Genomic DNA, 23,559 nt, shown 5'->3' with positions numbered 1-23,559 from the left:
TACAGAGCGGCTCAATTCCTTGCGCAGCTACTGCTGCGGTGGAGGGGCTGGCATTTGCACCAGCATCGCGGCGAGGGGGCGGAGTGTGTCTTCGTCTACCAGGATCTGCCAGTGCCCTCGCGGCACAAAGAGTATGAACCACAACGCGGAATCAGCGGTCGCAGCAGCCGACAGATAGTCGTGACGGCCGATCACGTCAGCTCCGCCGGCATCATATTCGCTGATGTTCTTGTGGTGTTGAGTCAAGTCTCTCACCCGGCCTAGAGACCAGGTGAGATTCGCATCGAGCTCTTGCACTGTGTGGTGCAGGCGGGCCAGGGCTTCGGTGGACGTGTTCTGTGCGACGGCGTCGATGAGTTCAGCTGTAGTCAGGATGCGGGCCGGCGGCCTGGGTTTGGGTAAACCGCGGTACACCCCGTCGGGATCGGTGCCCCGGACGAAGTCATCGAAACCCGCATTGCTGATGGACAGGTTGTTTTCGATCGACCACATCTGTTCGGGAATGACCCGGATCGTTTGCCCACGTACGTGGGTGGTGTCCTCGGCCCATTCCTCTGGACTGGTGTCGACGGCGACGATGGGGTGTTCGGGATTGACGATGGTTTCGTGGTCTACCAGGAACACGTAGTGGGGCGGGCCGGAGCCGATCAACTCGAGAAGCTTGGGCAGGGTCAGGCCGTCGTTGTCAGGGTGGTCGATACATGTCAGATTGGCTCGAAACTCGGTGGCGGCGTCGAGGTCGTCGGGTTGCGGGGCCACGGCCGCTAACGCTGTCGCGCGCCAGGCAGCGTCGTCGGTGAAGTCGGTGCGGACCAACAGCGACGCGTACGTGCCGAGGTAGTCGCGGAGTCTGCGGCCAGTGCCTAGCGCGGCGGTCTCCTCGGCCTCCTTGGCAGCGAGTCGTTCGCGTTCGAGTTCGGCGCGTTGACGTTTCATTTCTCGACGGTATAGGCCACAGCCGTTGGGCGGCAATGCAGAATTGGCACAAAGCGCGGAAGACAGGAAAGCCTGGTCCCGGTGCTCGCGGTTGAGGGGGTGCGAGCACCCGTATGCGACGGGGGTGGCGCACAGGACCAGGCTCGGTGGCGAACGTTCGCAGCGTGTACGGATGTTGCGTCGTCGACCACTCAGTTTCGGCTCGTAGGCGGTCGGGACAAACGCCTTGGCTCTGCAATGTCAGCACGATTAGTCACGTGCGGGTACGCAGCTTGCTCCCGGTGGCGTGTCCCCAGTAGATGCATTACCGGCTTTAGAGTCCTTGCCACCCCACTGCCGAGAATTGCGAGAACGATAGGCATCGCCTCGGAGCCCGGCTTCTGCCGACGAACGGGCGTGGTCGGGTATCGGCGTGCCGACTAATGGAGTTAGTCGACTGATCCTGCCCGGTACGCAGAGGGTACGCAGCAGCACCGAAACCGCCCACAGTGGTTCAACGCGACAAACACGAATATCGCTCTCCCACTGCATCATTCATAAACCATCCGCAATGTCAACGATCTGCAAACATCCACGACCGCAGGTTCAAAACCCGTCCAGTGTCAGTTCGAGTCTGACCGGGGGCACAAAACCGCAGGTTACAGCAGTGCTTAGGATGGCTAAAGTAAAGGCTGTGCAGCCGGTACGCAGTGGGTACGCAGGAGATCTAGCAGACGGGCCGTCCGCCGCGGCCAGATTTGCGATTCAGCGAGCGGCCTTGCCTCGGGACGTGTACACCCTTTGGAGCGGATACGGCCGGGAAATCGCCACCGCTGTAACTGATCTGGTGAGCGACAAACCTTGAGGGCCGTGACCCCGACTGCCGACGCCACTCAGCACGGATCGAGCCCCTCTCCGAGCTCATCGCGCCGACTGAACGGATTTCTCACGGGCAAAGTTGCCCGTGTACCGAAAACCGAGGTTCGTCCACACGACGGAGACTGAACACTGACCCCTCCAATTCAGCCTTCGACAGCTCCGCGAGACCGAGGAGGCAACCAAGTACACCCGACACCAGCCGCCCGATCCTCTGGCGTACGCAGAGCAACGATCACCATTCGGCGAACCACCACAGGATGCAACTGAGGCAACCAGCACACCTGAATCCGACTTCGCACGGATTCAAGGCAGTTCCCGACGGGACGGGAATCCTAGCTTCCGGGCGATGGAAGGTATCTTATCGGCAGTAAATATGTTGCGCCACAATGCTTTTCGTCATGAGTGGCGAATTTTTCGTCGTCGTCCGCGGTTCACCGGGGGACTCCCAGTCATGTGGTCTCGAAACTCGACCCTGGCATCTAGACCGATTGGCCGTTGATCCGCTTCGTGGGCAACCATGTCGACAACGTACGTCCCAAAGTCTCGACCAGACGCGGTCCGAACACACACAACGTCCCCTCCCAGGGATGGCCGAGCGTGCCCTCGCTGAAATCGAGCCTGGCGAACGTGTAGTAGTCGCCATTGGGAAAGACCGGCACCCTCCACTCTGTGTCACGGGTGCTCGCGTGCACTGCGGCGTCAAGGCGATATCCGTCGTGCCGCCAATCCAAGACCACCCACCGCGGATCATCCTCAAACTCTTCGACGAAACACCGCAACGCCTCTGCGTTCACAGCGTCGATCCGAGCCGCAACGCTCTTCCCACTGCGCCCCAAATCAAATGTCACCGATGGAGACGGCTCAACTATCGCGGGCCAATCCTTCGAGTCCATTCCCGGCCTCAGTTCGCCAAATTTAGCAGCGAACATCGCCCACGATTCCGCACGATCAGCATCAGAGAGCACACTCCACCCAGCTGGAAGCGGATTGCCAAAGTCCCAAGGTTTCGCGCATCATGCCCGTCATCATGTCGCAACCCCGCAGCGGTTGCGGGCACAGACGTCATAGCGTGGGTGCCCCGCTCGGCGTCCCCCTCAGCGAATCATGTGATGAACTCAGACACTCGACAGTAAGGATGTCAGTGTGTGGTTTGTAGAGGACGAAACGATCGAGTTCGGCGACGTTCATCAGGCCGGCGGTCAGGAAAACGCCGTCTACTGGAGTGCTGACTCGCTGGGGCGGGCGTGGATCACCACATCGTGTCGGGTACAGCCGCACACCATGCACAACCTCGACTACTTCTCATCGTCGCCGGGGATGATGCTTCAAATTGCGGCCGCCTCGAGCTTCCCCGGTGTGCCAACGCCCCCCGAAATCGAGTCCGCTGCCAACACGACGCAGACGTCCGTCGATGCCGCGCGGATGCTTGCCGCGCCCCTAATTATTGATGGAACAATCTTTGCAGGGTCCTCGATCCAGCTCGACCACTATGTCTTTGTCGCCACCGTCTTCAGGGACAAATGGGTGGGCGCTCTACATCCGAAGACGATGTACCCGACCCGTCTACGCAGCGATCTCCACACATGGGGCTTCGAGGCCGGGTTCGAGACCTTGAGCTTTCACTGATGAAGGTGCCGACCGCATTGCGGTTCTTGCTTCAGTAGGCGGCACTTGGGCTCCTGATGGGTGTCCTGACGGCCCTTGGGTGGCGTTACGCCGTTCCGCGAATCCTCGTCGATACGACCCCACTGGCGTGTCCCCGGTAGATGAGGGAAGAACGATAGACATCGCGCCTCGAAGCCCGGCCACTGCCGGTGAACCGGCGTACTCGAGTATCGGCTTGTCGGCTGATCGAGTTAGTCAACTGATCCTGTCCGGTACGCAGAGGGTACGCAGCGGCACCGGAACCCTCCATACTGACCCAACGCCACAAACTCGAATACCTCTCCCCCACTGCGTAATTCGTAGACCGTCAACAATGCCAACGATCTGCAAACATCCACGACCGCAGGTTCAAAACCCGTCCAGTGTCAGTTCGAGTCTGACCGGGGGCACAAAACCGCAGGTCACAGCCGTGCTTAGGCTGGCTAAAGTAAAGGCTGTTCAGCCGGTACGCAGTGGGTACGCAGGAGATTCAGCAGTCAGCCCTGCCTCGGCGACCAGATTTGCGATTCAGCGAGCGGCCATACCTCGGGGCGAATACGCCTCCTGGGCCGGACACAAGTGGGAAATTGCCGCCGCCATAACCGATCTGGTGAACGACAAACCTTGAGCGCCGTGACCCGACTGCCGGCGCCACTGAGCACGAATCGAGCCCCCTCCGCGCCCATCACGCCACTGAACGGATTTCTCACGGGCAAAGTTGCCCGTGTGCCGAAAGGCCGAGGTCCGCCACATGACGGACACTGGTCACCGACCCGCCTCCAAATCAGCCCTCGACAGGTTCGTGAGACCGAGAAAGCAACCAAGTACACCCGCTCGTACTCTGGCGCACGCCGAGCGACAATCACGATTCGTCGAACCACCACCGACAGCTGAGGCAACGAGCACATCTGCAACCGACGTCAAACGTCTTCGAGGCAGTCCCAACGGGACGGGAACTCTATTTCCCGGGCGACGACGTAAGGTATCTTTTCGGCGTAGGACTAGGACGAGTTCATACAGATGAAAGTACTCGTCTCACTACGCCTTTCGCGCATCTCCGATCTTGCCTACGCTCGACGACTCCGAATCCCTCGGACCCGACGCTCGACTGACTTCTATACCGGTTGACCGTTGATTCGTTGTACCGGCAGCCAGGTCGCTAGGGTGCGTCCCAGAGTCTGCACCAGTTGCGGTCCGAACACGCACAGGGTCTGCTCCCAGGGGTGTCCGAACGTGCCCTCGCTGAAGTCAGGTCTGGCGAACGTGTAGTAGTCGCCGTCGGGAAAGACCGGCACCCTCCACTCTGTGTCAGGGGTGTTCGCGTGCACTGCGGCGTCAAGGCTATATCCGTCGTGCTGCCAATCCAAGACGACCCACTGCGGGTCATCGTCAAACCCTTCGACGAAGCACCGCAACGCTTCTGCGTTCACAGCGTCGATCCGAGCCGCGATACTCTTGCCGTCGCCGCGCCTTAGATCGAAGGTGATCGACGGAGACGGTTCAACGATCGCCGGCCAATCTTCCGAGTGCAGTCCCGGTCTCAGCTCACCAAACTTGGCATCGAACATCGCCCACGACTCCGCGCGGCTGGCATCGGAGAGCACACTCCATCCTGCTGGAAGCGGATTGCCGAAGTCCAAGGTCGCACGCATCATGCCCGTCATCATGGCGCACCCGCAGCAGTCGCGGACACGTACGCGGGCGGTTGATGAAGACATGGAAAGACTGCCCGCACAAGTATTTGCGCGCCCACGCTGGACGGCCGTGGCCACCGGACGTACAGTCGTTGTTCAGGTGCACTGGGACCCGCTGCCTTCGCGCTGCGGATCGTCGATCTCCCGGTGGATTCGTGACACTGCCCCCGCCGCCCTCGCTGACCGTTCGAGTAGCCCCGTTCGAGTACGGATGCTGCCGCACACCACCCGAGGTGGGCGCCGCAATATCTGGCACCCTGCTCGCCCACCCCACCACACCTGACCAATCTCCTGTCCGCGTGACAGATTGGGACCGCAAGCGAGACCTTGTCGTTGTTCACGGCGGCCAGGCGCGATGGGATCCGAGCTATGGCGACCCCTTCGAGCGGCCTGTCGGGATCTGGCTGTCCTGGCACGGCGACGGGGCGCCCGGTGTCGAGGTAACGGCGACCATCGACAGGCTCGACCAGATCTATCTCCGATCGCCGGCCGACCCAACCTCCGGAGAAACTTTCGTCCCGGCTGAGCGGGTCGAGAAGTTCCCTGAGCCATTCCTGACCCCCGAAGGGTTATTCGAACCCGGCGGTGCCGTTCTCACGCTGACCAACCTGCTACTCGTCGCGCCGACCGCTCAGCAAGTCGCGGACTTCCGCATGCAGCAAGAACGCGCGCGGCGCACCGTTCACATCACGGCTCCCCCGATACTGTTCGGACTCACCGTCCCCCAGGTCGGTGACCGCATCACCGTCGACCTCGACGAGCCGGCCACGACCATCAGCAATGGGCCGGCCGAGGCGCGCGGGATTGTCACCGGCGTCGTCACGCAAGTGAGCCAGGCGTTTCCCCACGCAGGGTTCGGCCTCGTCGGGATCACCACCTACAGCTACGTCGAAGCCCGCACCCCCGCCGCCGACATCGACCGGGACCTGTTCGTCGTCCTCGTGCTCGACGAGCCGCTATGACCCAGCTGTGGCTCCTCGAAGATCTCGAGCCGTTTCCTGACCGCCCCGAACCCGGTGACCTGTTCACGCCCACGACCTTCTGGGTCGATTCACGCAACGCCATCCTCGACAACCAACCACTACCCGCAGCAGTGTGCTCACACGTCCCAGCTGTCATCCGCCCAGCCAGCGACAACGGTCCCGTGGAATGGGTCGCCCACCTCGGCGACGGCTTTTCTACGATGCTCCCCGGCGACCACGCAGCTGGCCAGGCGATCCTGCACGGATGCTTAATGTGGGATCGGTACCTGTGGCTGGACTACCGCACACAACCCAACGGTCAGGTCCGCCTCGTCCACCGCGCCGGACACATCATCCAGCGCCGACACCACACACCCACCGCACAACCCGGATGGTTCAGCATCCACTACAGCGGATCACCGCTCCACACCCCCGCCGGCGACATCCCCGATGAACACGACATCCGATTCAACACCCTCACCGTCGACACTAAAACTGTCGACCAGAAAGCAGGACCCTATTTTTCTGCATAAAACGTTGTGTCACCAATTAATTCGTCACCAAAGACGGAGCATCCGGGTATCAGCCGCCGGGCGTGGGATCGATGCGCGCAGGATCACTGCAAGGATGGTTACACCGGATCGCGCGTAATCAACGGTGCCGGATTCCTTGTACACGCACCCTAGAGAGAGGACACCAACACCTGTGGCTATAAAACGAATGCGCGTCACTCAACCCCAGTACGTCGCGCTGCGAGCTCTGCCTGATGGGTGGCAGCCCGGACAGCTGCTGACGGTCGGAGGGGCCTCGAAACGAGACACCACACCGTATGAGGGGTACCCACCTGATCATCCAATCTGGCAGCAACTACCAGAACAAGGCACGCGCTACCTGGTGGTCGTGATCGGGGAAGAGCCCGATGAGGTCGACATCGAGGTCACAACCCATCAGACCGCACCACCCCTCGACCTCGACAGCTGGGACAGCATCGAAGAAGCCGGCGCCGAGTTCGAGCCAGATGCCATAGAAGCCCACAACCTCCTCGACATCAACTTCACCGACGACCTACGCGACGTCCTCACCACGATCCCCGCCGGCTGGAACATGGTCCGTGTCAGCAAACGCCGCGTGACCCAACCGCCCAGCGTGGATGTCCACATCGACATATGGCCCATCGACGGCCCCGCGGACCTGGACCGCATCAAACATCAACCCAAACCCCGCCGATCCCGGAAGGCCCACAGATCAGGCGTCGACGTCGAAACGCACTGGTGGCGCATCACTGGCATTCTGCAACGTGCCGGTGCAGCAACGCCCCTGGACTCTTCCCCCAATCCTCGACGCCAGAACCCCGGACACGTCCAAGACATCGCTGCGAGCACCGGTCAAAACTGGCCGCAAGAACTCACCCAGTGGTTCACGACCCTCAGCGGCTACCCCGACGATCGATGGACCACCCTGTTCCCTAGCTACGACCTCCTGACCGCAGAACAGTCACTACACAGCCGGAACACCTCACTGGCGGTGATGAGCCCCAACGACATTGACTACCCCTCCACTGCCGGCGAACCCGCCTACACCTTCATCCCCGAGTACATACCCATCGGCGAACGCGACGGCTACTCGCTCGTCTGCGACACACGCCCCGGACCGCGCCACGGCATCATCCTCACGTTCGACAAAGTCGACGCCGACGACGACGCCACCACATGGAAGAGCATCTCCCACTTCCTCGGCGACCTCGCAGACGCACTAGACGACCGCCAACCCTTCCTGGGCTACAAACCCGAGTTCCCCAACAACACGCTGACATGGACCTACAACCGACGCTGAACCGCCCCAAGGCCCATTGGATTTCACGCACAAGCAGCCGGGTGCCACCAGCGAGATCAGTTCGCAAGTCACGAAATTCAACAACCGAATGGAGTTACGACATGACGGTCAAGAGCATCTGCAGAAGAATCGGCGTCAGTATCGCCGCTGTCTTGCTAGCGTTCGCGGTTGGCGCCGGAGACTCCCCCACGCTTCAGTCCATGCTGACGTAATCGATATTCCCGGCGATAGCCCAGCTGTAGGAACCGGGCCGTTCCTAACTCTTAATCGCGCACGAGTACATCGGCGCGGCGAGTGGCTACGCTGATCGCCGCCGAGCCAAGGACGGCGAAGGTGACCGCGATCGCGAACGGGACGGCAGTGAGGAAAAGTCCGAACCCGGGCATGCACAGCTCGGCCTCACACTGGAATTGGTCGCCGTATTCGAAGATCTGGGATACAGAGTAAGCGAGTGCGATCACCCACATGACCGCAAAAGGGACGGTCGCGGCGACACTGCGCCCGGAAAGGCGCAGCCGCACCGTACTCAACAGCAGTACACCTGCGGCAGTCGCCGCCATCGTGTGGAAGTCCGCAACAAGGTCGGCTTCTCCCGTAATCGTTGGCGGCTGCGATCCCCAGTAGTAACCAGCCAGCAGCCACGGAACCGTGACGGTCGCCGCCACGTGCGCCACCTGCCACACCCGAAGGGGCGTCACCCCCAGGCGCTCACGGTCGTGGTCCTCCATAGGCGCATCCTGCCACGATGTTGCCCCGACGGTCGATGGAGCGCGCGTGCCGCTACGCGGGCGTCTGGCACCGCCTCCGGGTGCACCATAGGCTCAGGTTGGCCCCCAGCGGTTACTGTTGCGTCATGTCGTCAACCGGAGTTGTGCGGGTATGGCATTTCAGTGAGGAGTGGGGGGTCCTCGACTCGGATGACACCCCGGGCGGGGCATACGCCACGCGATTCTCGCTCAAAATCGAAGCTGTGGCTGATCTAAGCCGACCAGGAGCGTCGATGGGCTTGCGGCCGGGTACCGAAGTCGAGTTCGAGTGGTCGGAAGTTGTCGAACCGATCGAGGGTCTGCGCTACTCCGTACAGAAGGTATGGCCGCGGGGCGCGGCTACTGCGCCGCTGTCCCAGCCGACCCGGGCATTTTCCACCAGCTTGTGGGACAGCGTTGGCGATCCCGGCCCCGACGGGCTGACAGTCATGCGAGAAGTAGTCCGCGACAACGCCAAAACACCAACCATCGAACCACCGGACCTATACACCACCGTCGGCACGGTGCGGCTCTGGGCCGATGAAGAAGGCTGGGGGGTGCTCGATTCCGACTCGACCCCGGGTGGTACCTGGACGCACTATTCGGCAGTCGTCGGCACAGGCTACCGCCGACTCGATCCCGGACAGGCCGTCGAATTTACCTACGAGCAGGCCAAACAGGACGGGTATGAGTTCCGTGCAGTCTCGGCCCACAGTCTATGACGCCGACCGAGCCACCCCGATCAGGATGAACAGGAACAACATCACCGGAAGGCAGGGGCTTTTCGTTCAAAAGTTCCGTCGATGCGGAGACAACGTTAAGTCCCCATCAGGGTCGGTGAACGTCGCGTCTGCCATGGGGCCCGGCCTGGTTCTTGTCGGACGCGGGATTTGCTCGCAGACATACTTTTATCAAGAGCACTGCGCGAATCTGCCTCTCTTACAGGCGTTTCGCGCTTCCACCGGACAAGACTGTTACCCATATTCGGGTTATTGGTTCGCGGAGACGTCGACGGGGCTGCGAGCTATGCGAGGCGGCGGACTCCGAGGCCAACGTAGGCGAAGGGTAGGCCGCTAATTGGATGCAGAAGCGCTGGTGGCATTGGACTCCTCGGCCTGAGGGCACAAGATCGTTCTAGCCTTGATGTAGATTCGGCGGTAGGTATCTTGAACCTTCTTCATGTTGCCCACGTTCGCTTCATCGGACGAATGGCGCTCGATCGCGCAATCATTGTAGCCGAAACCCAGTGCAGCGGTGACTAGTTCAGGCGACTCTAGAATGCCCAGCGATGCAAGGTCGGAGCAGACCTCGTAGGCGAATTCTGCCTGTGCCCCGGGCGGGCTCACCTCAATGAACGTGCGATGGAGCGCGAACTCGGCTTCTGCAAGCTGGGCCGGGGAGACCGGCGAGTATGCCGGTTCAGCTCGCCGGTACTCGATTCGTGCGAGCCTGTCCTCTTCTGCGGACATATTGGCACCGAGTTTGGCGTCGGCACATTCACTGGCATACGCGTTACCGGCATCCGATTCGGTGGCGCCACCGGTTGCTCCCTCATTGCCGCCGCATGCAACCATCAGCGAGGCGAGAGTTGCAAGACCCATTCCGAGCACGCTGGGTCGCATCACCTGATAGCTGTTCGGGGTCGCGGCGGCAGTCGCCATTGAGCGATTCTCCTGATTGAGGTAGCCAACACGTCCCGCGCCCGTCAGTAGGAGCGTAGACGCTTCTGGCACAGTTCCACGGTCTTGAGTTATTCGCGCCCAGCGCGATAACCAATCTACAACCCCACGCAATCTGCATTATCGACGTCAATTAGTGCGCAATACTTTCGGCACCAGTGACGAAATTACAGGCATTCAAGGGCTGTCGGCGGGGATAGCTTCTTCCGAATCGGGTGGACCGCCAGGGTTCCAGGCCAAGTTGCCGCCAAAGGTTGTCGGCCACCACCCAGCCGAGCCGGGAAACTCGATCAACGCCGCGTCCCCGGTGATGCTCACGCGTACCGCACGAATCATGTCCGCGATCGAGGGCCAACTCAGTCCGGCAGGGTCGGCTTCATACTTGCCCCACCAACGAATGCACCCGCTGTTCGGCCCTGGCCGGGTATCGCAGAAGAACAACCATCCGTCTGCCCCGCCGATGGGAATGTATGCCGGCAGGAACACACCAGCCTCGGTCCCGGCCAGGTCTGCGGCACCCTTCGGCGAATAGTACTCAGGATCATGCTCGATCCACTGTTGGCCGATCTCGACCATCATGCGGTGCTCCTCAAGCATCCGCCCGAGTCCGAACAACTCTGACATCGGCAGCAGCTCACCGAAGTCATCCGCGCTCTGTCCGCCGTGACACGAGTGAAACTCGCGCAAATGGTCGGGCCACGACGCAGCGGTCAACGATTCGGCCCGCTCCACTTCACTTCTCGCCGGCGCAGGACGAAAGGACAGCGACACCGACGGTGCACGCTCAAGCACTCCCAGGAGGGCAGACCATTCTTCGGTAACCGACATTCATGCACCGTAGCAACCCTAAAACCCACCCACCCACGGTGAAGTCAGTTAACTCTCCCGCACGCCAACGATGGACAAACCGTGAAGGGCGAGTTCATCATCAACGGTTCCTCCCCTTTGGTCGCGTATTGCGGAGTTCACTCAAAGTCTCCGGATGCCAGGCTGACGATTCCCCAGATGTCAGCCAGTATATTATTCCGGGTTGGGGATCGCGGGGGCCCTACTCCTCGCGGTTCGAGCACTGAGTACATAGCTATCTCCTTGGCAAGTTCCGTGTCGGACTGTTGCATGTCAAGGATCGGCGATGAAAGATCTCGGTCTAGGCCCATCCGTATCGAAGAGGTTTCGTAGACAAACAGCAACCGATCATCCTCGCTCCACGCATCAATCATTTTGAGCGGCCTATCACGCATAACGTGCCAATTATCGCGGACGTATTGCACTATGAAGTCGACAGCGCGATCTTGTCTACTCACTTAATTTGCCTAATCCCTCACGACGAACCACTCTTTTTGCAGCACAACGTCGCTGCACGTAGCCAACAACAGTCAAGACAGCCCCTACCGCGGCAACCACGATGACCGACCACAGCCCTAGACCGGTTGGCCAGTTGCCCTCAGTGGGGCTACATGAGTTCCCATCACAAGCGAGGCCGCTAGCGGGATGCTGGAACTGCCCCACAACTCCAATCATCACCACTGCTAAAGCCACTAAACAAAGACCTAACCTAAAGACTCTGCGACCCGCTCTACCTGCTGGATGTCCGACCATGAGCCACCGTATCCCTACCAACCAAACTAGTTGTAGTCACCGTCTCGTCACCAGTAAAGTAGGACGAGTTCAAGCTGACGAATCACCAGTCTCACTACAGTTTTCGTGTCTCGACGCACGCTATGCCCGCGATGCCTCGGGTTCAGAGACGGGGCCGTCGAGCCTTTCGCCGATGCCCTTCGAAACTGTCGAGCATCTGACGGGTGACCGGACCCACAATGGCATCTGCCTGGAGTTGAAACTCCTCCTGGATGCCCCGAACGGCCTGGGAAGCGCCCGCACAACTACACCCTCGTCACCCAAACGGGACACCACAGAACCCCCTTTACGGCCGCAAAATTTAGGCGAGCCAAGCAGCCCGGACCGCCTTCAACCGCATTCCACACTCTACTCGCCTCGCTCCACCACGTCTCGTTACCCGCTCATATTGCAGCACAACGTTTTTCGTCAGCCGACCATGCCCAACTGTCACTCTGAGTCCTCAGTCCCCCCAATGTCGAAGTGCTCCCCCAGTTGCCTCAATAGATCCGGGGCATGTTGGCCGAAGGTGATGCACGCCGCGTGGAGCGTCCGGACCACACTGATATCGGGGACGGGGAATGCGGCTGCAGCTATGGCAAAAACAGCGGCCATCGCAGCGTTTCGCGGAGGTCCATACGGCCCGGCAATTCGCTCAGAGGAGTCCCATGGGTCGTTGGGTGTGGGATGGTCGACGAACTTGCTGGCGAGCTCCTTGGTGGAGTGGGTCGCGTACCACTCTGCTCGCGGAGAGGTAATGGCGTCGACAACGTCGGGGTCGTCCGCGATGCCCCCACGTTCTAGGGCTTTGTGAAGCAACCACTGCGCAATTCGTTGTTGCTCGTCTCGGGGCAACCGCACCACAGCTCTGATCAGGGCTGGGTCTAGTTCGTTGAGCTGCGCGATCTCAGGGGCGATCTCGGCTATACGCTCGAGCTCTTCATCACCACCAAGGCCTTCTCGCAGGCGGGCTTGCCGGTCTTGCCGGCGTTGCATAAATGAATTGGGCCGGGCCGCCGGCTCCCCCGTTTCCTGGCCGTGAGGCGAAGGCTTCCCCTTCCGCTCTGCACTTGTCTGTGTCCGCCTTCGTCTTGCTACTTCCGCGGCCAGTTGCGCGACGTGGCGGTGACGATCCTCGCGCCCGGTCAGCTCATCCGTTGGAAAGCGGGCGGGGTCCCGGTAGCCGTCGATGCTCTGACCGGGCACAGATGAGTCTGGCGCGAGCGAGATACCGCCCGCGGGCCAGAAGTAGACGCCATCAATGGCGCTCTCGACATACTCAGACAGAGGTTTTCCCCCTGACATGTTGTTCTCAATAACCCACAGGGAGTTCACCAGCACCCGCAAGGTTTGTCCCGCTTTCAGGTCGACGGCCACGACCGGGTACGGCCGAATCAGAGCTGTTTCGTCGACCAGGAAGGCCACTTGCCCCAGGCTCCAATCGGCGCCTGCAGCAACCAACTCGGCAGCCTCCAAACCTTCGAACTGCGAGTCGTCGACGACGTGCACGTCGGCCAGAAACTCATCACCCCCAGCGACCAGTACCGGGGCCGACGCACGACGACGGATATCGATCCACGCCTGCTCATTGGAGAAGTCAGTCCGTATCAGTAACGATCCATAATTCCGCGTCCGCAGCTCGCGAAGAACCTGCATGCGCCCGGATTTACTATTTGAAGCCTCCATAACAAACAAAGTACGGGTGACGGGTGCCGACTACGGGATGTTGTGGCCCTGCCGCCGCGCCCAGTCGCGGATCCCCTGCGTCTGTTGAGCTGCTGCGTCGGCCGCCGACGGTCGGGGCCGGCGCGCAGTCGCCGCGGGGGTACCCGGCCTGTTGACGACCTCGACAACGGTGAACGCTGCACCGCGCAACAATTGCGGCGTCAGACGCAGACCGGTCAGGTGTCACAAAGCGCGAACGTCGCCTCGTCATGGTGAAACTCGGTGCGTTCTACGTCGGGATCGAGTTCGAACCCGCCGATCTGACGCATCGCAGGCACAAGCTCATCAGGTGCCGATCCCTGCCGCCGGGAGGCGAATAGCGTTTCAAACCACGTCCGGCGCACACCGTCGACGTACCAATAGAAGTAAGAATTCTCGCTGCCATGATGAACAACGACTTCCCTACCAACCGAGAGTGGTTGTATCAGTTGATCACTGGCTCCGATGTAGCCATTGTGCTCATACATTACGGTCCAGCCGCCGTGCTGGAAGAGACCAACCAAGAGATTGTTGTCGCTGATCTCGTCCCACGACTCCATCGATCGAGAGATGAGGGTTTGGAGGTCGCCCTGCTCGGGCTGACCGACCGTAGGAAGAGCGTCGATCACCTCCGCCACCCGTGCGTTGCTGATGTACGTCAAACAGAACGCACGGAACAGGTCCGAGCCCTTCTTAGTCCATCCATAGTCCCGGTACGTCACAACGTCCATGGCAGTCATCCTAGACAGCTCGGATCTCCATAAGTCTGGCATGATCCGAGCCACGTCGACCTTTCGTGACTATCTGTGGACGAAAGATGAGCCGTCCTATGGGTGAAAATTATTGTGCAGCAATCCTTCCGCCACTAGTGGCCGTTGGGAACAATAAGCCACACTGCATCGCGTCCCGTTACCGGTTCATTTACTCGCGGTACGTTCATGGCATGTTCCCCGTAGGTGAGTCCACGTTGTTTTAGAGTCTTTGTTGCCCCGACCTGGGGTTCCCCTACCGGAAAGCGTCGACCGCCGATAGACACTTCACCCCGAGGCCCTCTACGCTGACGGAACACGACTGGCGAGGGTAGAAAACTACCGGGGAGTGAAGTCGAGAGCGTCGTCCGCCTGGGCGTTCTCCGCACCGAGCGGAGAACGTGATGACAGCGCAATTACTCGATGGTGCCAGCATCGCAGCGCAGACATTAAGTCGCGTGGCCGAGGGAGTATCCGAGTTCATGGCGTCGGCAGGGCGGAGACCCTGTCTAGCAACGGTCCTGGTCGGCGACGACGCGTCCTCACACGTGTACGTGCGGATGAAGGTCAATCGCTCGCAGAAGGTCGGTATCGAATCCCGGCGAGTCGACCTCCCCGAGAGGACTGCGACGAGTGAACTCGTCGCAGTCCTCGACGCTCTCTCTGCAGACCCGACTGTCGACGGGATTCTCCTTCAGCATCCGGTGCCCGCACACGTGGACGAGCGAGCCGCATTCGAGGCAATAGATCCGGGCAAGGACGTCGACGGCGTGACTCGAACGTCGTTCGCGCAGATGGCTTTCGGAGAGCCAGGGTTCACTTCTGCGACGCCGGGCGGAATCATGCGGCTTCTCGATGCCTACGGCGTCGCGGTTGCAGGCGCTTCCGCCGTCGTGATCGGCCGCAGCCCGATCCTCGGCAGACCGGTGGGGATGATGCTTCTCGCTGCTGATGCGACCGTGACGTTCTGTCACTCCCACACGCGAGATGTCGCGGAGGCGGTCAAGGCTGCGGATATCGTGATCGCCGCGGTCGGGCGCCCGAGGTTGTGCGGGGTGAGTGGATCAGGAAGGGAGCGGTAGTTGTCGATGCCGGATACAACGAGGGCAACGTCGGTGATGTCGAGTTTCAGGCCGCCTGCGAGCGCGCGCGCCTGATCACTCCGGTTCCGGGCGGGGTGGGTCCGATGACGATCGCAGTCCTCTTGGATCAGACCCTTACTGCCGCGAAGAACCACGCAAAGACGCAGTAGGCGTCAGTCGCGTATGGATGGGACCCCGGCACGACGTTCGCGAACGCCATGCCGGGGCCTGTCTCACGTTTCGGTACCCCAGAAACGGCCGATTCAGAGACATGGAGGAACGGAGAGCTCCTCGCTGTTATCGACGAGCACGCCAAGGGAGTGGGACGGCCTTCGGGCTAGGTTGTGGCAGAAGTGAGGTTTCCCGCCGTGCAGCTCTTCTTGACCCTGACGTTAGGTCATAGTTGACACTTGGACCATGCAAATTGGTCAGCTCGCCGCCGCTGCCGACACCACACCGAGAACGGTCCGCCACTACCACCGCCTCGGGCTACTGGACGAGCCACATCGTCGCTCAAACGGCTACCGCGAGTACACGATGAGCGACGTTGTCCGCCTGATGCGGATTCGCTGGCTCGCCGACAGCGGAGTCCCACTCGGCTCGGTGTCCGCGATACTTTCGCAAGATTCGTCCGACAAGGACACCGACGATACGATCGCCGACCTCAATTCACTGATTGGTGTGATGCGCGCCGAGCACGCGAAACTCGCGCGTCGACTCGTCAGGCTCACCTCAATGCGCGCGGATGTAGACAACGGTCGTCCGATCTCCGCGCTACCTGTCGATGTCGCAGGTTTGTTGGCTACCGCCATCGACACCGCACCCACACCTGCGGTACGGACAGCACTCGAGCGTGAACGCGATCTGCTCGAAGTACTCGCTATCTCCGGCAACGTACCCGAGGAGTTTCTCTCTTCATACGCGGCGTCGATAGCCGACGATGAGCAGCGTTCCCGCTACTTCGCGTTTCTCGCCCAGTGGTCGAATCTGGCTGGGCGCACACCGGATTCAGTGGAACAGGAAATCGAGCTACTGTCCCGGAACTTGCTTGCGCAGTTCGAGGATGCCGGCACATACACCGACATGGATTCCGATACCGCCCAGTGGGGAGACGCTGGCATGCCGGTATCACTCGACGATGTCATTCCCGACCCGGCTCAACGAGAGGTGGTCCTACGCGTGCAACGCGCGCTCACGACCTCGACGGGCTCGGCGGGCTCGGCGGCGATTGCGGAATGAACAGCCTCACCGCCAAGGCCTTTCATCGGGTCACGCAACTGGTGACAGTGGCTGTCCTCGTCGTCAATGCCGTCCTACTCGCGTTAGGTGTTCTCGCACCCAGACAAGCACTGTTCTTGTTCATCGCCGTCGAACTTCCCCTGGTCGTGCTCGTGATCATCGGGTTCGTGGCACGTTTCAGAGTTCACTGGTGCCGCGGAATTGGCAGATCGGAGGCCGTAAATGCGGCGTTCGCTGATTCGCCCTTTTGGCCGATAATTCGGGCGGAAATCCGTGCGTACATGGCGCTGTGGTGCTGGGCGCGCGGCCGCGATGCCGGCATCGAACCCGGCGCGCTCGTGTTCCGGTCGAGCCGTGGATCAATGGTTCTGCCTGTAGCGTTCGGTATCGCCACCCTTGTGGAAATCGGTGTGCTGCACTTCGTCCTCCCGTGGTTGTGGCTTCGCGTCACACTTGCGGTGCTGTCCGTATGGTCGTTGCTGATGCTGCTCGGATATTTGGCGGTTCACCGTGTACATCCGCACTACCTGACCGATTCGCATTTCGTGGTGCGGCAGTCCGGCACGATCGTCGCCTCGATCCATCGTTCGGACATCACGTCGGTGGCGCTCTCTCGCCGGTTTTCCGAGACCAATCCGATGGTCGTCGACAATCGGTTGTACCTGCCGAACATCGACGGAACAAACGTCGATATCGCTCTTACTCAATCGCTCTCGATTCAACTACCTGCGATGCTCCCGCGATTCCGGGAGACCTCGTCCGTCGATTACGTCAGCATGTATGTCGATGACGCTGCTGCGCTCGTGACCGAACTGAGGAAAGACGTGTTTCTGCGTCGCGCTGATGGGCAGTGCTGATTCAGTAGCCCTGGTCATCGGGCCACCTAGTGTCAAGCAAACCAGCAATGTCTCACGAATCAGTGCCTCAGGAACGGCCGAGGGAGAGACATCGATGTGGCGCTTGACAAGCCCAAGTTCGAGTACCTCCGTCTGGAACTTACTCAGGGCGCCCACTGGCCGCAATGAAGGTTCAATGCCGGCAGACAGATCGGTAGACGAGGGCCGCCTCTCCACCACAATTGTCCCCATCGGCACACATCCCCGACCTAACGTCACCCTCGGCCAGTACCCTGTGATTGCACCTGTGGTAGTCGTGTGGGATCTATTGCAGTAGTGCATATTCGGGGCAGTACGCTTTATCCCTCCGAGAGGGACCCGATTTCTGCGGCCACTTCTGTCGTGGACAAATCCACCCACACAGCTACCCCATCCCGCACCCCCGGCGCCAACATTCGCCAACCGTCAGACGGCCACTGCACGAACTCATATCCAGCCAATTCGTCCTGCACCGTCGAGGCCACCCACACAGTCGCCTGGGCTGCTGACGCATCGAGGGTGAAGCACTGACCCATCAAACAGCCACCGATTTCAGCACCCGCACCAGCCACGATTCCGATCCACACGGAAAAGTCATCGTTTACCCGCAGCTCCCATCCCACGTGGTCGAACGCGATCGACCTGCCATATCTGCGGTACCGCAGATCGCGAGCCACCGCCAAAAATGCCTCAGTCCACTGGTCCGGCACATCGTCCGGCGCATCCTCTGCAAACAACGAGAACCGCCAGACCAGCTGATCGGTCGTATAGAACTCCGAAGGGGGCATGCGACCACTGTTCCAACAACCGACGCGAATGGCCAGGACGTTTGCCGTCGGCGTCGGGTACGTACGTCAAAAGATCGTCAACCTACATAGGTTCGCCGCATCAATGAGCGGTTTGATGTGTCCGCCAATATCTACGGTTTCGATAACGTGCACTGGATCGGTGCCTGTCTCATCGTCAGTGCGACGCATCCACATCGCCCAATTCACCCGTGTGGCACCCCACTTCGACGGGTAGACGACCCCATGGGGGCGCGTTCCATCGTCGAGAACGATGGAATCGCGAAGCCATGTCGCTATCCCCGTAGTCAACGGCTTCATCTCGTTTGATGAGCTTGTGGGCTCGCTCAATGTCAAACGATTCAGTCCACAGTCCTCGAGCAGGGAACTAAGTTCGTGACCTATTGAGGAGATGGAGTTCGCTCCCGCTACATCTACGAACCAACCAGTCGGCGGGAATTGCAACTCATAGAGCCGTCGCGGCTGACGCCAGCCTTTCGAAATCGATCGGTACGACATGGCTCCATGCCCCGGGCAGCTCACTCTCGATCTGCGCATCGAGGGTGATTGCGTCGTCTGGTTCGACATCATCGAACAGGTCAGTTAGCGCGATCTGCGGCGGCGCGGGTGTTATGTACTCGAGCACTTCAACGAGGGCACCTAGCTCTGTTGAGCCTCCATGGATGGTGCGGCCAGGGGTATCCCAGCGTGACCACTCATGCGGTACCGGGTCGTCGCCGACGCCGCGAGGGCGCGGGCTCATTGGACCGTACTTTGCTTGCGCGACCCGGTAAATGGTGCGGCTGCCGCTCGCAGCAAGGTTCAAACCTGTTGTGGCGCAGACACGGGTAACGCCAACAGCATTGCGAGCCGCAACGCTCTTCCCCGCGCCCAAAATCAAAGGTGACCGATGGCGCATCCAGTCGAACGTGTCTGCCTTCATGTTTGGTTCGTTTCGTGTGTTCAGTTGGCGAGTTCGTCGATCCAGCTCGATCGCATCCGCAGCGCTCGTTCCATGCTGCCGATGACAGCCGCGAGCCCGAAGAGCAGGTCGATGTGGAGGGGCAGTTGCACGGGAGAGGTGAAGATTCCGATCGAGTCGGCGATGGGTGGAACCTGGGAGATCGACGCGATGATCTGCGGCACCGTGACACACACGCCGGCGATGACGAGCACGGTCGAGATGATGCCGATGACGTGGCTCGGACCGGGGTGATTGTGGTGCAGCCGGGCTCGACGTCCTTCAGCGGAGGCAGGATCGGGAGTCAGCGGCTGCTCGGTGCCGTCCGGACGCACGTAGTGGCACCGTTTGAGCCCGAAGCCGTTGATGGCAACTTCGATGTGACCTCCCGGGACCGGTAAGCGCGCCGGCATCTTCGAGTACGAGTGCATCGACCCGTTCACGTATAGGCGCGCACGGATTACGCCGTCCGTCATGTCGCCGGCGTGACGAACATCGACGGCATAGGTAGACGGCGTGCCGTCGGGCAACGGAAGCGTGATGGTTCGGAGAGATCGCCCGAACATCTGCCACCAGCGGTACCGACGCAACGGCGCCCCCGATCCGGCGCGCACGCGGCGGTTGCCCCACTCTTTGAATCCCATCTTCCCATCCTCGATCCGTGACTAGTACAGCGTGATAGTAACTGGGGAGAGAAGCTAGCACGCTGTGATATACAGTCACCATGGGAGGGCACACATGGACGTAGAAGCCAAGACTCCGGGCACGCGCGACAAGATTCTGATCGCTGCAGCGACGATGCTCGGAGAAAACCCCACCGCACGGTTGAGCGTTCGGGCGGTTGCCGCTCGCGCTCAGGTGAGCACAGGCTCACTACGGCACTTTTTTCCCACGCAGCGAGACCTCGTGGACACTGTCGTCGCCGGGATCTACGACGTCGACATCCCGGACGATCCGATCGACAATCGCGCACTGACGCCAACCGACCGACTCATCGCGTGCTTGCAACTGATGCTCGCGCAAATAGGGGTCGGCGATCGCGCCCGAAAGCACTGGGGAGCACTGTACGAGGCGTACGTGGCATCTCCTCCGGCCGATGACGATGCGGCCACCTATCTCGCGCTCGAGCGAATGGGTCGCCACCGCATAGAGCGTTGGTTGACCACCCTCGTCGACGAGGACGCGATCCCTGCGGGCAAGATTGAGCAGCGAGCGCGATTCCTCACCACCGTCATCAGCGGGCTCATGGTGGAGCGGGTCCTGCCCGCAGAGGCGATCGAGGTCGAGACTGAAACGGAAACGCTTCGCCTCGCGGTTCACACCGCGACAAATGCATGGCCTGCGGCATCATCAGCACACTCTCGATCTTGACCATCGTCGTCGGAGTGGCTGAGCGCTGCGGGGCTGGTTCTCGGGTCGAGAACTGCGTTACTTCGCCGATGCAGTTGATGGCGAACGAGGCTTCGAAGGCATCAGCGTATTGCCCGGTTTCTGAACGGTCGTAGCATCCGTCGCTGCAAGCGAATATGGCGTCGGGCCTCCCCCTTTGCAGTTCGGAGAGCCCTGCGATGCTGGCGGGCCAGCTGGCCCCTCGACGCACTGGTCGGAGATCATGCCTTCGCTTGCTGCGAGGTTACCGATCTCTCGGCCGTCGACGTCAAGCTGCGGCTCATCCCCGAGCGGCCGGAGGAGCGGGTGCTGTTCTCCGGCTGACGAATCCGTGACCCTCGTCCTCGAATACAAAGTAGTCGACGTCGACGCCCCGTGACCGGAGTCGCTCGACGACGTCGCCCGATTCCGCTTTGACCACCCGGGATCGTTGGCCCCAAGGGCAATTGGGCAATTAGCAGAGGTGCCATCACGTCGTCGAGCTTGGAGATGGGCGATCGCGCGAGCATGCCTGCCACCTGCGGCGGATCGGCGGTCGCCCACGAAGCGGTACCAGCTGTTGATGATTCCCGGGCCGATCAATGCCGGTTGCGGCCATGACAGATGTCCTATTCGGAGCTCTATCACACCGTGTTAATACAGTGTGCTAATGTTGCCAACCATGACGATAGTACGGCGTGCTAGTCGGTGTGACAGCGCCGACGACAAGGAAGGAACACCATGAAACTCCGGTCGTACCGCCAGTCGGCAGCGGCAGTGGCGGTGATCGGCCTACTGGTGACCGGCTGCTCTCAGCCGTCCGCGCCGGGTACAGCAGAGCCAGAACCGGCGCCGATCCTCTCGTGGGGTACCTGCCCCGCTGGCGTCGAAAATCCCGCGGACGGTCCGGCTCGGCTGCAGTGCACCACCCTGCCCGTGCCGCTGGACTACGACGATGCCGAAGGGGAGCAGATCGACCTCATGATCTCGCGATTGCCGTCGAGCAATCCCGAGCAACGTCGAGGTGTGCTGTTGCTCAATCCTGGTGGCCCCGGCGGCACCGGACTCGATCAACCCAGATTTCTCGAGTCCCTGGGTATGCCGAAGGACGTTCTCGGCAGCTACGACCTGATCGGTATGGATCTGCGTGGCGTCGGACATTCGGCTGCGATCAGTTGCGGGTTCACCGATGACCTGCAGTATTACGGCGCAGTGCCGCCTTTTGCATACGATGAGGCAGCGTTCGACGAGCAAGTGGCGACCTCGAAGAAAGTAGCCGAGCGCTGCGCGGCCAATGATGTCGATGGTCGACTTGAGCACATCAGCACGGCCAACATCGCCCGGGATCTGGATCGGATTCGCGCCGCGTTGGGTGAGGAGAAGGCGAGTTTCCTCGGCTACTCGTACGGCACTGCGCTCGGTGCCGCCTACGCGTCGATGTTCCCGGATGCATCGGACCGGATCGTCCTCGACAGCAATGTCGGTGACACTCACCTCGACGGCGAGGGCATGCGCCGGTACGGACTGGGTATGGAGGAGACTTTTCCGGATTTCGCGAAATGGGCTGCAGAGCGCAATGATCGGTTCGGCCTGGGTGCGACGCCAGACGAGGTGCGCAGCACGTACTTCGAGATCGCCGATCGGTTGGATAGGGCTTGGTTCGAGGGCACGAATGGTCGGGCATTTCGGCTCGCGACGTTCGCATGGCTGTACAACCCGCGCTCGTACGAAGGTGCCGCGCAATTTTGGCAATCCGCTCGGAATGCGCCGGATTCGATGCTGGTGCCTGAGCCACCGACGTTCGATTCGACGCCCTCTGTGGGCGACAACAGTTGGTCGGTGTTTCTGGCGGTGACGTGCAACGACGTTCAATGGTCGGAAGACATCGCCGATTACCGGCAAGCAGTGGCCGAAGACAGCCAGAGGTACCCGTTGTTCGGTGCGGCGACCGCGAACATCATGCCCTGCGCTTTCTGGAAGAGCGAGCCTGCCGAGGCACCGATTGCCGTCGAGACCAAGGGACCGAGCAATGTCCTCATCGCCCAGAACCGACGCGACCCGGTCACTCCGCTGCGTGGCGGCGAAATCATGCACCAGAAATTCGGTGATCGATCAACACTTCTCACCGTCGACGGCAGCGGACACGGGGTCTACGTTCTCGGCACCAACCCGTGCGCACAGGACGCCATCACCGAGTTTCTGGTTAACGGCACCATGCCCGAGGAGGGCACCATCTGCTGAGGTCCATCCCGCGTTGCCCTGGGTGCTCGCTGATCGGGGTCCATTGCACCATCGCATTGTGCAGCAACGTGATTGCCGACGCCGCGATGGCCCGAGCCCGGACTTCGCGGCGTTCGGCAAACCGGCCCGCACACTCATCAACGTCGCGAGCCCGGGTCACGCTCGCAGGGTCAGTCTCGTCCAGCAACACTCGCCCCTCGCGAGACGAGCGGCCAATGTCGTTGTGCTGTATACGCACTTTTCGGACGAGACCGTGGTCCGCTGCGTTGACGGTTCGTGATGCGGCAGAGAAGGCGGGCCGCGACCCCTCTTCGATTCAGATCTGGTCGTGCTACGCAACGGTCCCTGACCATCTGACGAAATACAGCCCAAAAGACCATTGCCCGGCTGGGCAACATATCTACAGACCTACGGAGACCTAACGGTGAGGACGAACCGCTGGGGTCCAGCGCACTGAGGGACTCCAGCCGGTCATCCATTCCTATGCAGGGTTGACGTGCCAACCACAACGGGTCCGCAATGCATCGCACCGTCGCAGATCCGGCAAGCACCTGCCAGAACTCGACGTCACCGCTCTTATCGGGGG

20 protein-coding genes, 1 pseudogene and 1 riboswitch are annotated in these 23,559 nt (G+C 61.0%); of the genes and pseudogenes, 10 read left to right on the top strand and 11 right to left on the bottom strand.

All coding sequences use genetic code 11. The annotated features are described in order from the left end of the window. Positions 1-27: 27 nt before the first annotated feature. Together AC56PL_RS08200 and AC56PL_RS08195 are read right to left on the bottom strand one after the other, a co-directional pair. Positions 28-936, bottom strand: coding sequence for a DUF6924 domain-containing protein (locus AC56PL_RS08200; RefSeq protein WP_497153487.1), 909 nt, complete (start codon positions 934-936; stop codon positions 28-30). Positions 937-2,273: 1,337 nt separating this feature from the next. Next, positions 2,274-2,723, bottom strand: coding sequence for a DUF2716 domain-containing protein (locus AC56PL_RS08195; protein ID WP_497153486.1), 450 nt, complete (start codon positions 2,721-2,723; stop codon positions 2,274-2,276). A gap of 214 nt (positions 2,724-2,937) precedes the next feature. On the opposite strand from AC56PL_RS08195, the gene AC56PL_RS08190 reads away from it, so the two are divergent. Continuing rightward, on the top strand, positions 2,938-3,420 hold the full coding sequence (locus AC56PL_RS08190; protein ID WP_497153485.1) for a hypothetical protein: 483 nt from the start codon (positions 2,938-2,940) through the stop codon (positions 3,418-3,420). A 1,133-nt stretch (positions 3,421-4,553) separates the two neighbouring features. On the opposite strand, the gene AC56PL_RS08185 is transcribed toward AC56PL_RS08190, so the two are convergent. Then, positions 4,554-5,210: a DUF2716 domain-containing protein gene (locus AC56PL_RS08185; RefSeq protein WP_497153484.1), complete on the bottom strand. Its 657-nt coding sequence runs from the start codon at positions 5,208-5,210 to the stop codon at positions 4,554-4,556. Positions 5,211-5,431: 221 nt separating this feature from the next. On the opposite strand from AC56PL_RS08185, the gene AC56PL_RS08180 reads away from it, so the two are divergent. The 3 genes from AC56PL_RS08180 (at position 5,432) to AC56PL_RS08170 (ending at position 7,927) form a co-directional block, all read left to right on the top strand. Next, positions 5,432-6,094: a hypothetical protein gene (locus AC56PL_RS08180; protein ID WP_497153483.1), complete on the top strand. Its 663-nt coding sequence runs from the start codon at positions 5,432-5,434 to the stop codon at positions 6,092-6,094. Then, positions 6,091-6,627: a hypothetical protein gene (locus tag AC56PL_RS08175; RefSeq protein WP_497153482.1), complete on the top strand. Its 537-nt coding sequence runs from the start codon at positions 6,091-6,093 to the stop codon at positions 6,625-6,627. The genes AC56PL_RS08180 and AC56PL_RS08175 overlap by 4 nt, the downstream gene beginning before the upstream one ends. A gap of 172 nt (positions 6,628-6,799) precedes the next feature. After that, a complete protein-coding gene (locus AC56PL_RS08170) occupies positions 6,800-7,927 on the top strand; it encodes a hypothetical protein (protein WP_497153481.1) in 1,128 nt (375 codons plus the stop codon). Positions 7,928-8,190: 263 nt separating this feature from the next. Here the strand turns inward: AC56PL_RS08170 and AC56PL_RS08165 are convergent, their stop codons facing one another. Next, positions 8,191-8,655 (bottom strand): hypothetical protein, encoded by a 465-nt coding sequence (locus AC56PL_RS08165; RefSeq protein WP_497153480.1) that lies wholly within the window; start codon positions 8,653-8,655, stop codon positions 8,191-8,193. Between the two features lie 125 nt (positions 8,656-8,780). Here AC56PL_RS08165 and AC56PL_RS08160 point away from each other — a divergent pair, with 125 nt between their 5' ends. Beyond that, positions 8,781-9,395 (top strand): cold-shock protein, encoded by a 615-nt coding sequence (locus tag AC56PL_RS08160; RefSeq protein WP_497153479.1) that lies wholly within the window; start codon positions 8,781-8,783, stop codon positions 9,393-9,395. Between the two features lie 351 nt (positions 9,396-9,746). Here the strand turns inward: AC56PL_RS08160 and AC56PL_RS08155 are convergent, their stop codons facing one another. From AC56PL_RS08155 to AC56PL_RS08140, 4 genes are all read right to left on the bottom strand, one after another. Beyond that, positions 9,747-10,334 carry a hypothetical protein gene (locus AC56PL_RS08155; RefSeq protein WP_497153478.1) on the bottom strand — a complete coding sequence of 196 codons (588 nt, stop codon included), beginning with the start codon at positions 10,332-10,334 and terminating at the stop codon, positions 9,747-9,749. Positions 10,335-10,529: 195 nt separating this feature from the next. Then, positions 10,530-11,180 carry an SMI1/KNR4 family protein gene (locus AC56PL_RS08150; RefSeq protein WP_497153477.1) on the bottom strand — a complete coding sequence of 217 codons (651 nt, stop codon included), beginning with the start codon at positions 11,178-11,180 and terminating at the stop codon, positions 10,530-10,532. 1,239 nt (positions 11,181-12,419) lie between these two features. After that, entirely contained in the window at positions 12,420-13,655 is a 1,236-nt protein-coding gene (locus AC56PL_RS08145) for a DUF6924 domain-containing protein (RefSeq protein WP_497153476.1), read from the bottom strand. A 215-nt stretch (positions 13,656-13,870) separates the two neighbouring features. Then, the gene (locus tag AC56PL_RS08140) at positions 13,871-14,404 is read right to left on the bottom strand and encodes a DUF6461 domain-containing protein (RefSeq protein ID WP_497153475.1); all 534 of its coding nucleotides are present in this window, start codon (positions 14,402-14,404) and stop codon (positions 13,871-13,873) included. A 326-nt stretch (positions 14,405-14,730) separates the two neighbouring features. Further along, positions 14,731-14,807, top strand: a riboswitch (ZMP/ZTP riboswitch). A gap of 19 nt (positions 14,808-14,826) precedes the next feature. On the opposite strand from AC56PL_RS08140, the pseudogene AC56PL_RS08135 reads away from it, so the two are divergent. The 3 genes and pseudogenes from AC56PL_RS08135 to AC56PL_RS08125 all read left to right on the top strand — a co-directional run bounded on the left by AC56PL_RS08135 (position 14,827) and on the right by AC56PL_RS08125 (position 17,600). Then, positions 14,827-15,674 (top strand): annotated as a pseudogene (locus tag AC56PL_RS08135) (bifunctional 5,10-methylenetetrahydrofolate dehydrogenase/5,10-methenyltetrahydrofolate cyclohydrolase). A 247-nt stretch (positions 15,675-15,921) separates the two neighbouring features. After that, entirely contained in the window at positions 15,922-16,743 is an 822-nt protein-coding gene (locus AC56PL_RS08130; RefSeq protein ID WP_497153474.1) for a MerR family transcriptional regulator, read from the top strand. Further along, on the top strand, positions 16,740-17,600 hold the full coding sequence (locus AC56PL_RS08125) for a hypothetical protein (protein ID WP_497153473.1): 861 nt from the start codon (positions 16,740-16,742) through the stop codon (positions 17,598-17,600). Before AC56PL_RS08130 ends, AC56PL_RS08125 begins: the two co-directional genes overlap by 4 nt. A gap of 338 nt (positions 17,601-17,938) precedes the next feature. Here the strand turns inward: AC56PL_RS08125 and AC56PL_RS08120 are convergent, their stop codons facing one another. The 3 genes from AC56PL_RS08120 to AC56PL_RS08110 form a co-directional block, all read right to left on the bottom strand. Continuing rightward, a complete protein-coding gene (locus AC56PL_RS08120; RefSeq protein ID WP_497153472.1) occupies positions 17,939-18,406 on the bottom strand; it encodes a hypothetical protein in 468 nt (155 codons plus the stop codon). Positions 18,407-18,869: 463 nt separating this feature from the next. Beyond that, positions 18,870-19,346 carry a hypothetical protein gene (locus AC56PL_RS08115; protein WP_497153471.1) on the bottom strand — a complete coding sequence of 159 codons (477 nt, stop codon included), beginning with the start codon at positions 19,344-19,346 and terminating at the stop codon, positions 18,870-18,872. A gap of 20 nt (positions 19,347-19,366) precedes the next feature. Further along, the gene (locus AC56PL_RS08110) at positions 19,367-20,008 is read right to left on the bottom strand and encodes a hypothetical protein (protein ID WP_497153470.1); all 642 of its coding nucleotides are present in this window, start codon (positions 20,006-20,008) and stop codon (positions 19,367-19,369) included. 94 nt (positions 20,009-20,102) lie between these two features. Here AC56PL_RS08110 and AC56PL_RS08105 point away from each other — a divergent pair, with 94 nt between their 5' ends. Further along, a complete protein-coding gene (locus tag AC56PL_RS08105) occupies positions 20,103-20,735 on the top strand; it encodes a TetR/AcrR family transcriptional regulator (RefSeq protein WP_497153469.1) in 633 nt (210 codons plus the stop codon). 738 nt (positions 20,736-21,473) lie between these two features. Continuing rightward, the gene (locus AC56PL_RS08100) at positions 21,474-22,973 is read left to right on the top strand and encodes an alpha/beta hydrolase (protein ID WP_497153468.1); all 1,500 of its coding nucleotides are present in this window, start codon (positions 21,474-21,476) and stop codon (positions 22,971-22,973) included. Positions 22,974-23,559 lie beyond the last annotated feature (586 nt).

Source organism: Williamsia sp. Y721, from assembly GCF_059683565.1.
The sequence above is the reverse complement of the archived record's forward strand: the minus strand, read 5'-3'. Positions and strand labels throughout refer to the sequence as shown.

Coding starts and splice junctions, on each gene's coding strand:
- AC56PL_RS08110 (WP_497153470.1), bottom strand. CDS start 20,008: ATGGGATTCAAAGAGTGGGGCAACCGCCGCGTGCGCGCCGGATCGGGG.
- AC56PL_RS08120 (WP_497153472.1), bottom strand. CDS start 18,406: ATGCCCCCTTCGGAGTTCTATACGACCGATCAGCTGGTCTGGCGGTTC.
- AC56PL_RS08160 (WP_497153479.1), top strand. CDS start 8,781: ATGTCGTCAACCGGAGTTGTGCGGGTATGGCATTTCAGTGAGGAGTGG.
- AC56PL_RS08125 (WP_497153473.1), top strand. CDS start 16,740: ATGAACAGCCTCACCGCCAAGGCCTTTCATCGGGTCACGCAACTGGTG.
- AC56PL_RS08155 (WP_497153478.1), bottom strand. CDS start 10,334: ATGGCGACTGCCGCCGCGACCCCGAACAGCTATCAGGTGATGCGACCC.
- AC56PL_RS08165 (WP_497153480.1), bottom strand. CDS start 8,655: ATGGAGGACCACGACCGTGAGCGCCTGGGGGTGACGCCCCTTCGGGTG.
- AC56PL_RS08175 (WP_497153482.1), top strand. CDS start 6,091: ATGACCCAGCTGTGGCTCCTCGAAGATCTCGAGCCGTTTCCTGACCGC.
- AC56PL_RS08115 (WP_497153471.1), bottom strand. CDS start 19,346: ATGAAGGCAGACACGTTCGACTGGATGCGCCATCGGTCACCTTTGATT.
- AC56PL_RS08195 (WP_497153486.1), bottom strand. CDS start 2,723: ATGTTCGCTGCTAAATTTGGCGAACTGAGGCCGGGAATGGACTCGAAG.
- AC56PL_RS08145 (WP_497153476.1), bottom strand. CDS start 13,655: ATGGAGGCTTCAAATAGTAAATCCGGGCGCATGCAGGTTCTTCGCGAG.
- AC56PL_RS08100 (WP_497153468.1), top strand. CDS start 21,474: ATGAAACTCCGGTCGTACCGCCAGTCGGCAGCGGCAGTGGCGGTGATC.
- AC56PL_RS08200 (WP_497153487.1), bottom strand. CDS start 936: ATGAAACGTCAACGCGCCGAACTCGAACGCGAACGACTCGCTGCCAAG.
- AC56PL_RS08150 (WP_497153477.1), bottom strand. CDS start 11,180: ATGTCGGTTACCGAAGAATGGTCTGCCCTCCTGGGAGTGCTTGAGCGT.
- AC56PL_RS08130 (WP_497153474.1), top strand. CDS start 15,922: ATGCAAATTGGTCAGCTCGCCGCCGCTGCCGACACCACACCGAGAACG.
- AC56PL_RS08140 (WP_497153475.1), bottom strand. CDS start 14,404: ATGGACGTTGTGACGTACCGGGACTATGGATGGACTAAGAAGGGCTCG.
- AC56PL_RS08105 (WP_497153469.1), top strand. CDS start 20,103: ATGGACGTAGAAGCCAAGACTCCGGGCACGCGCGACAAGATTCTGATC.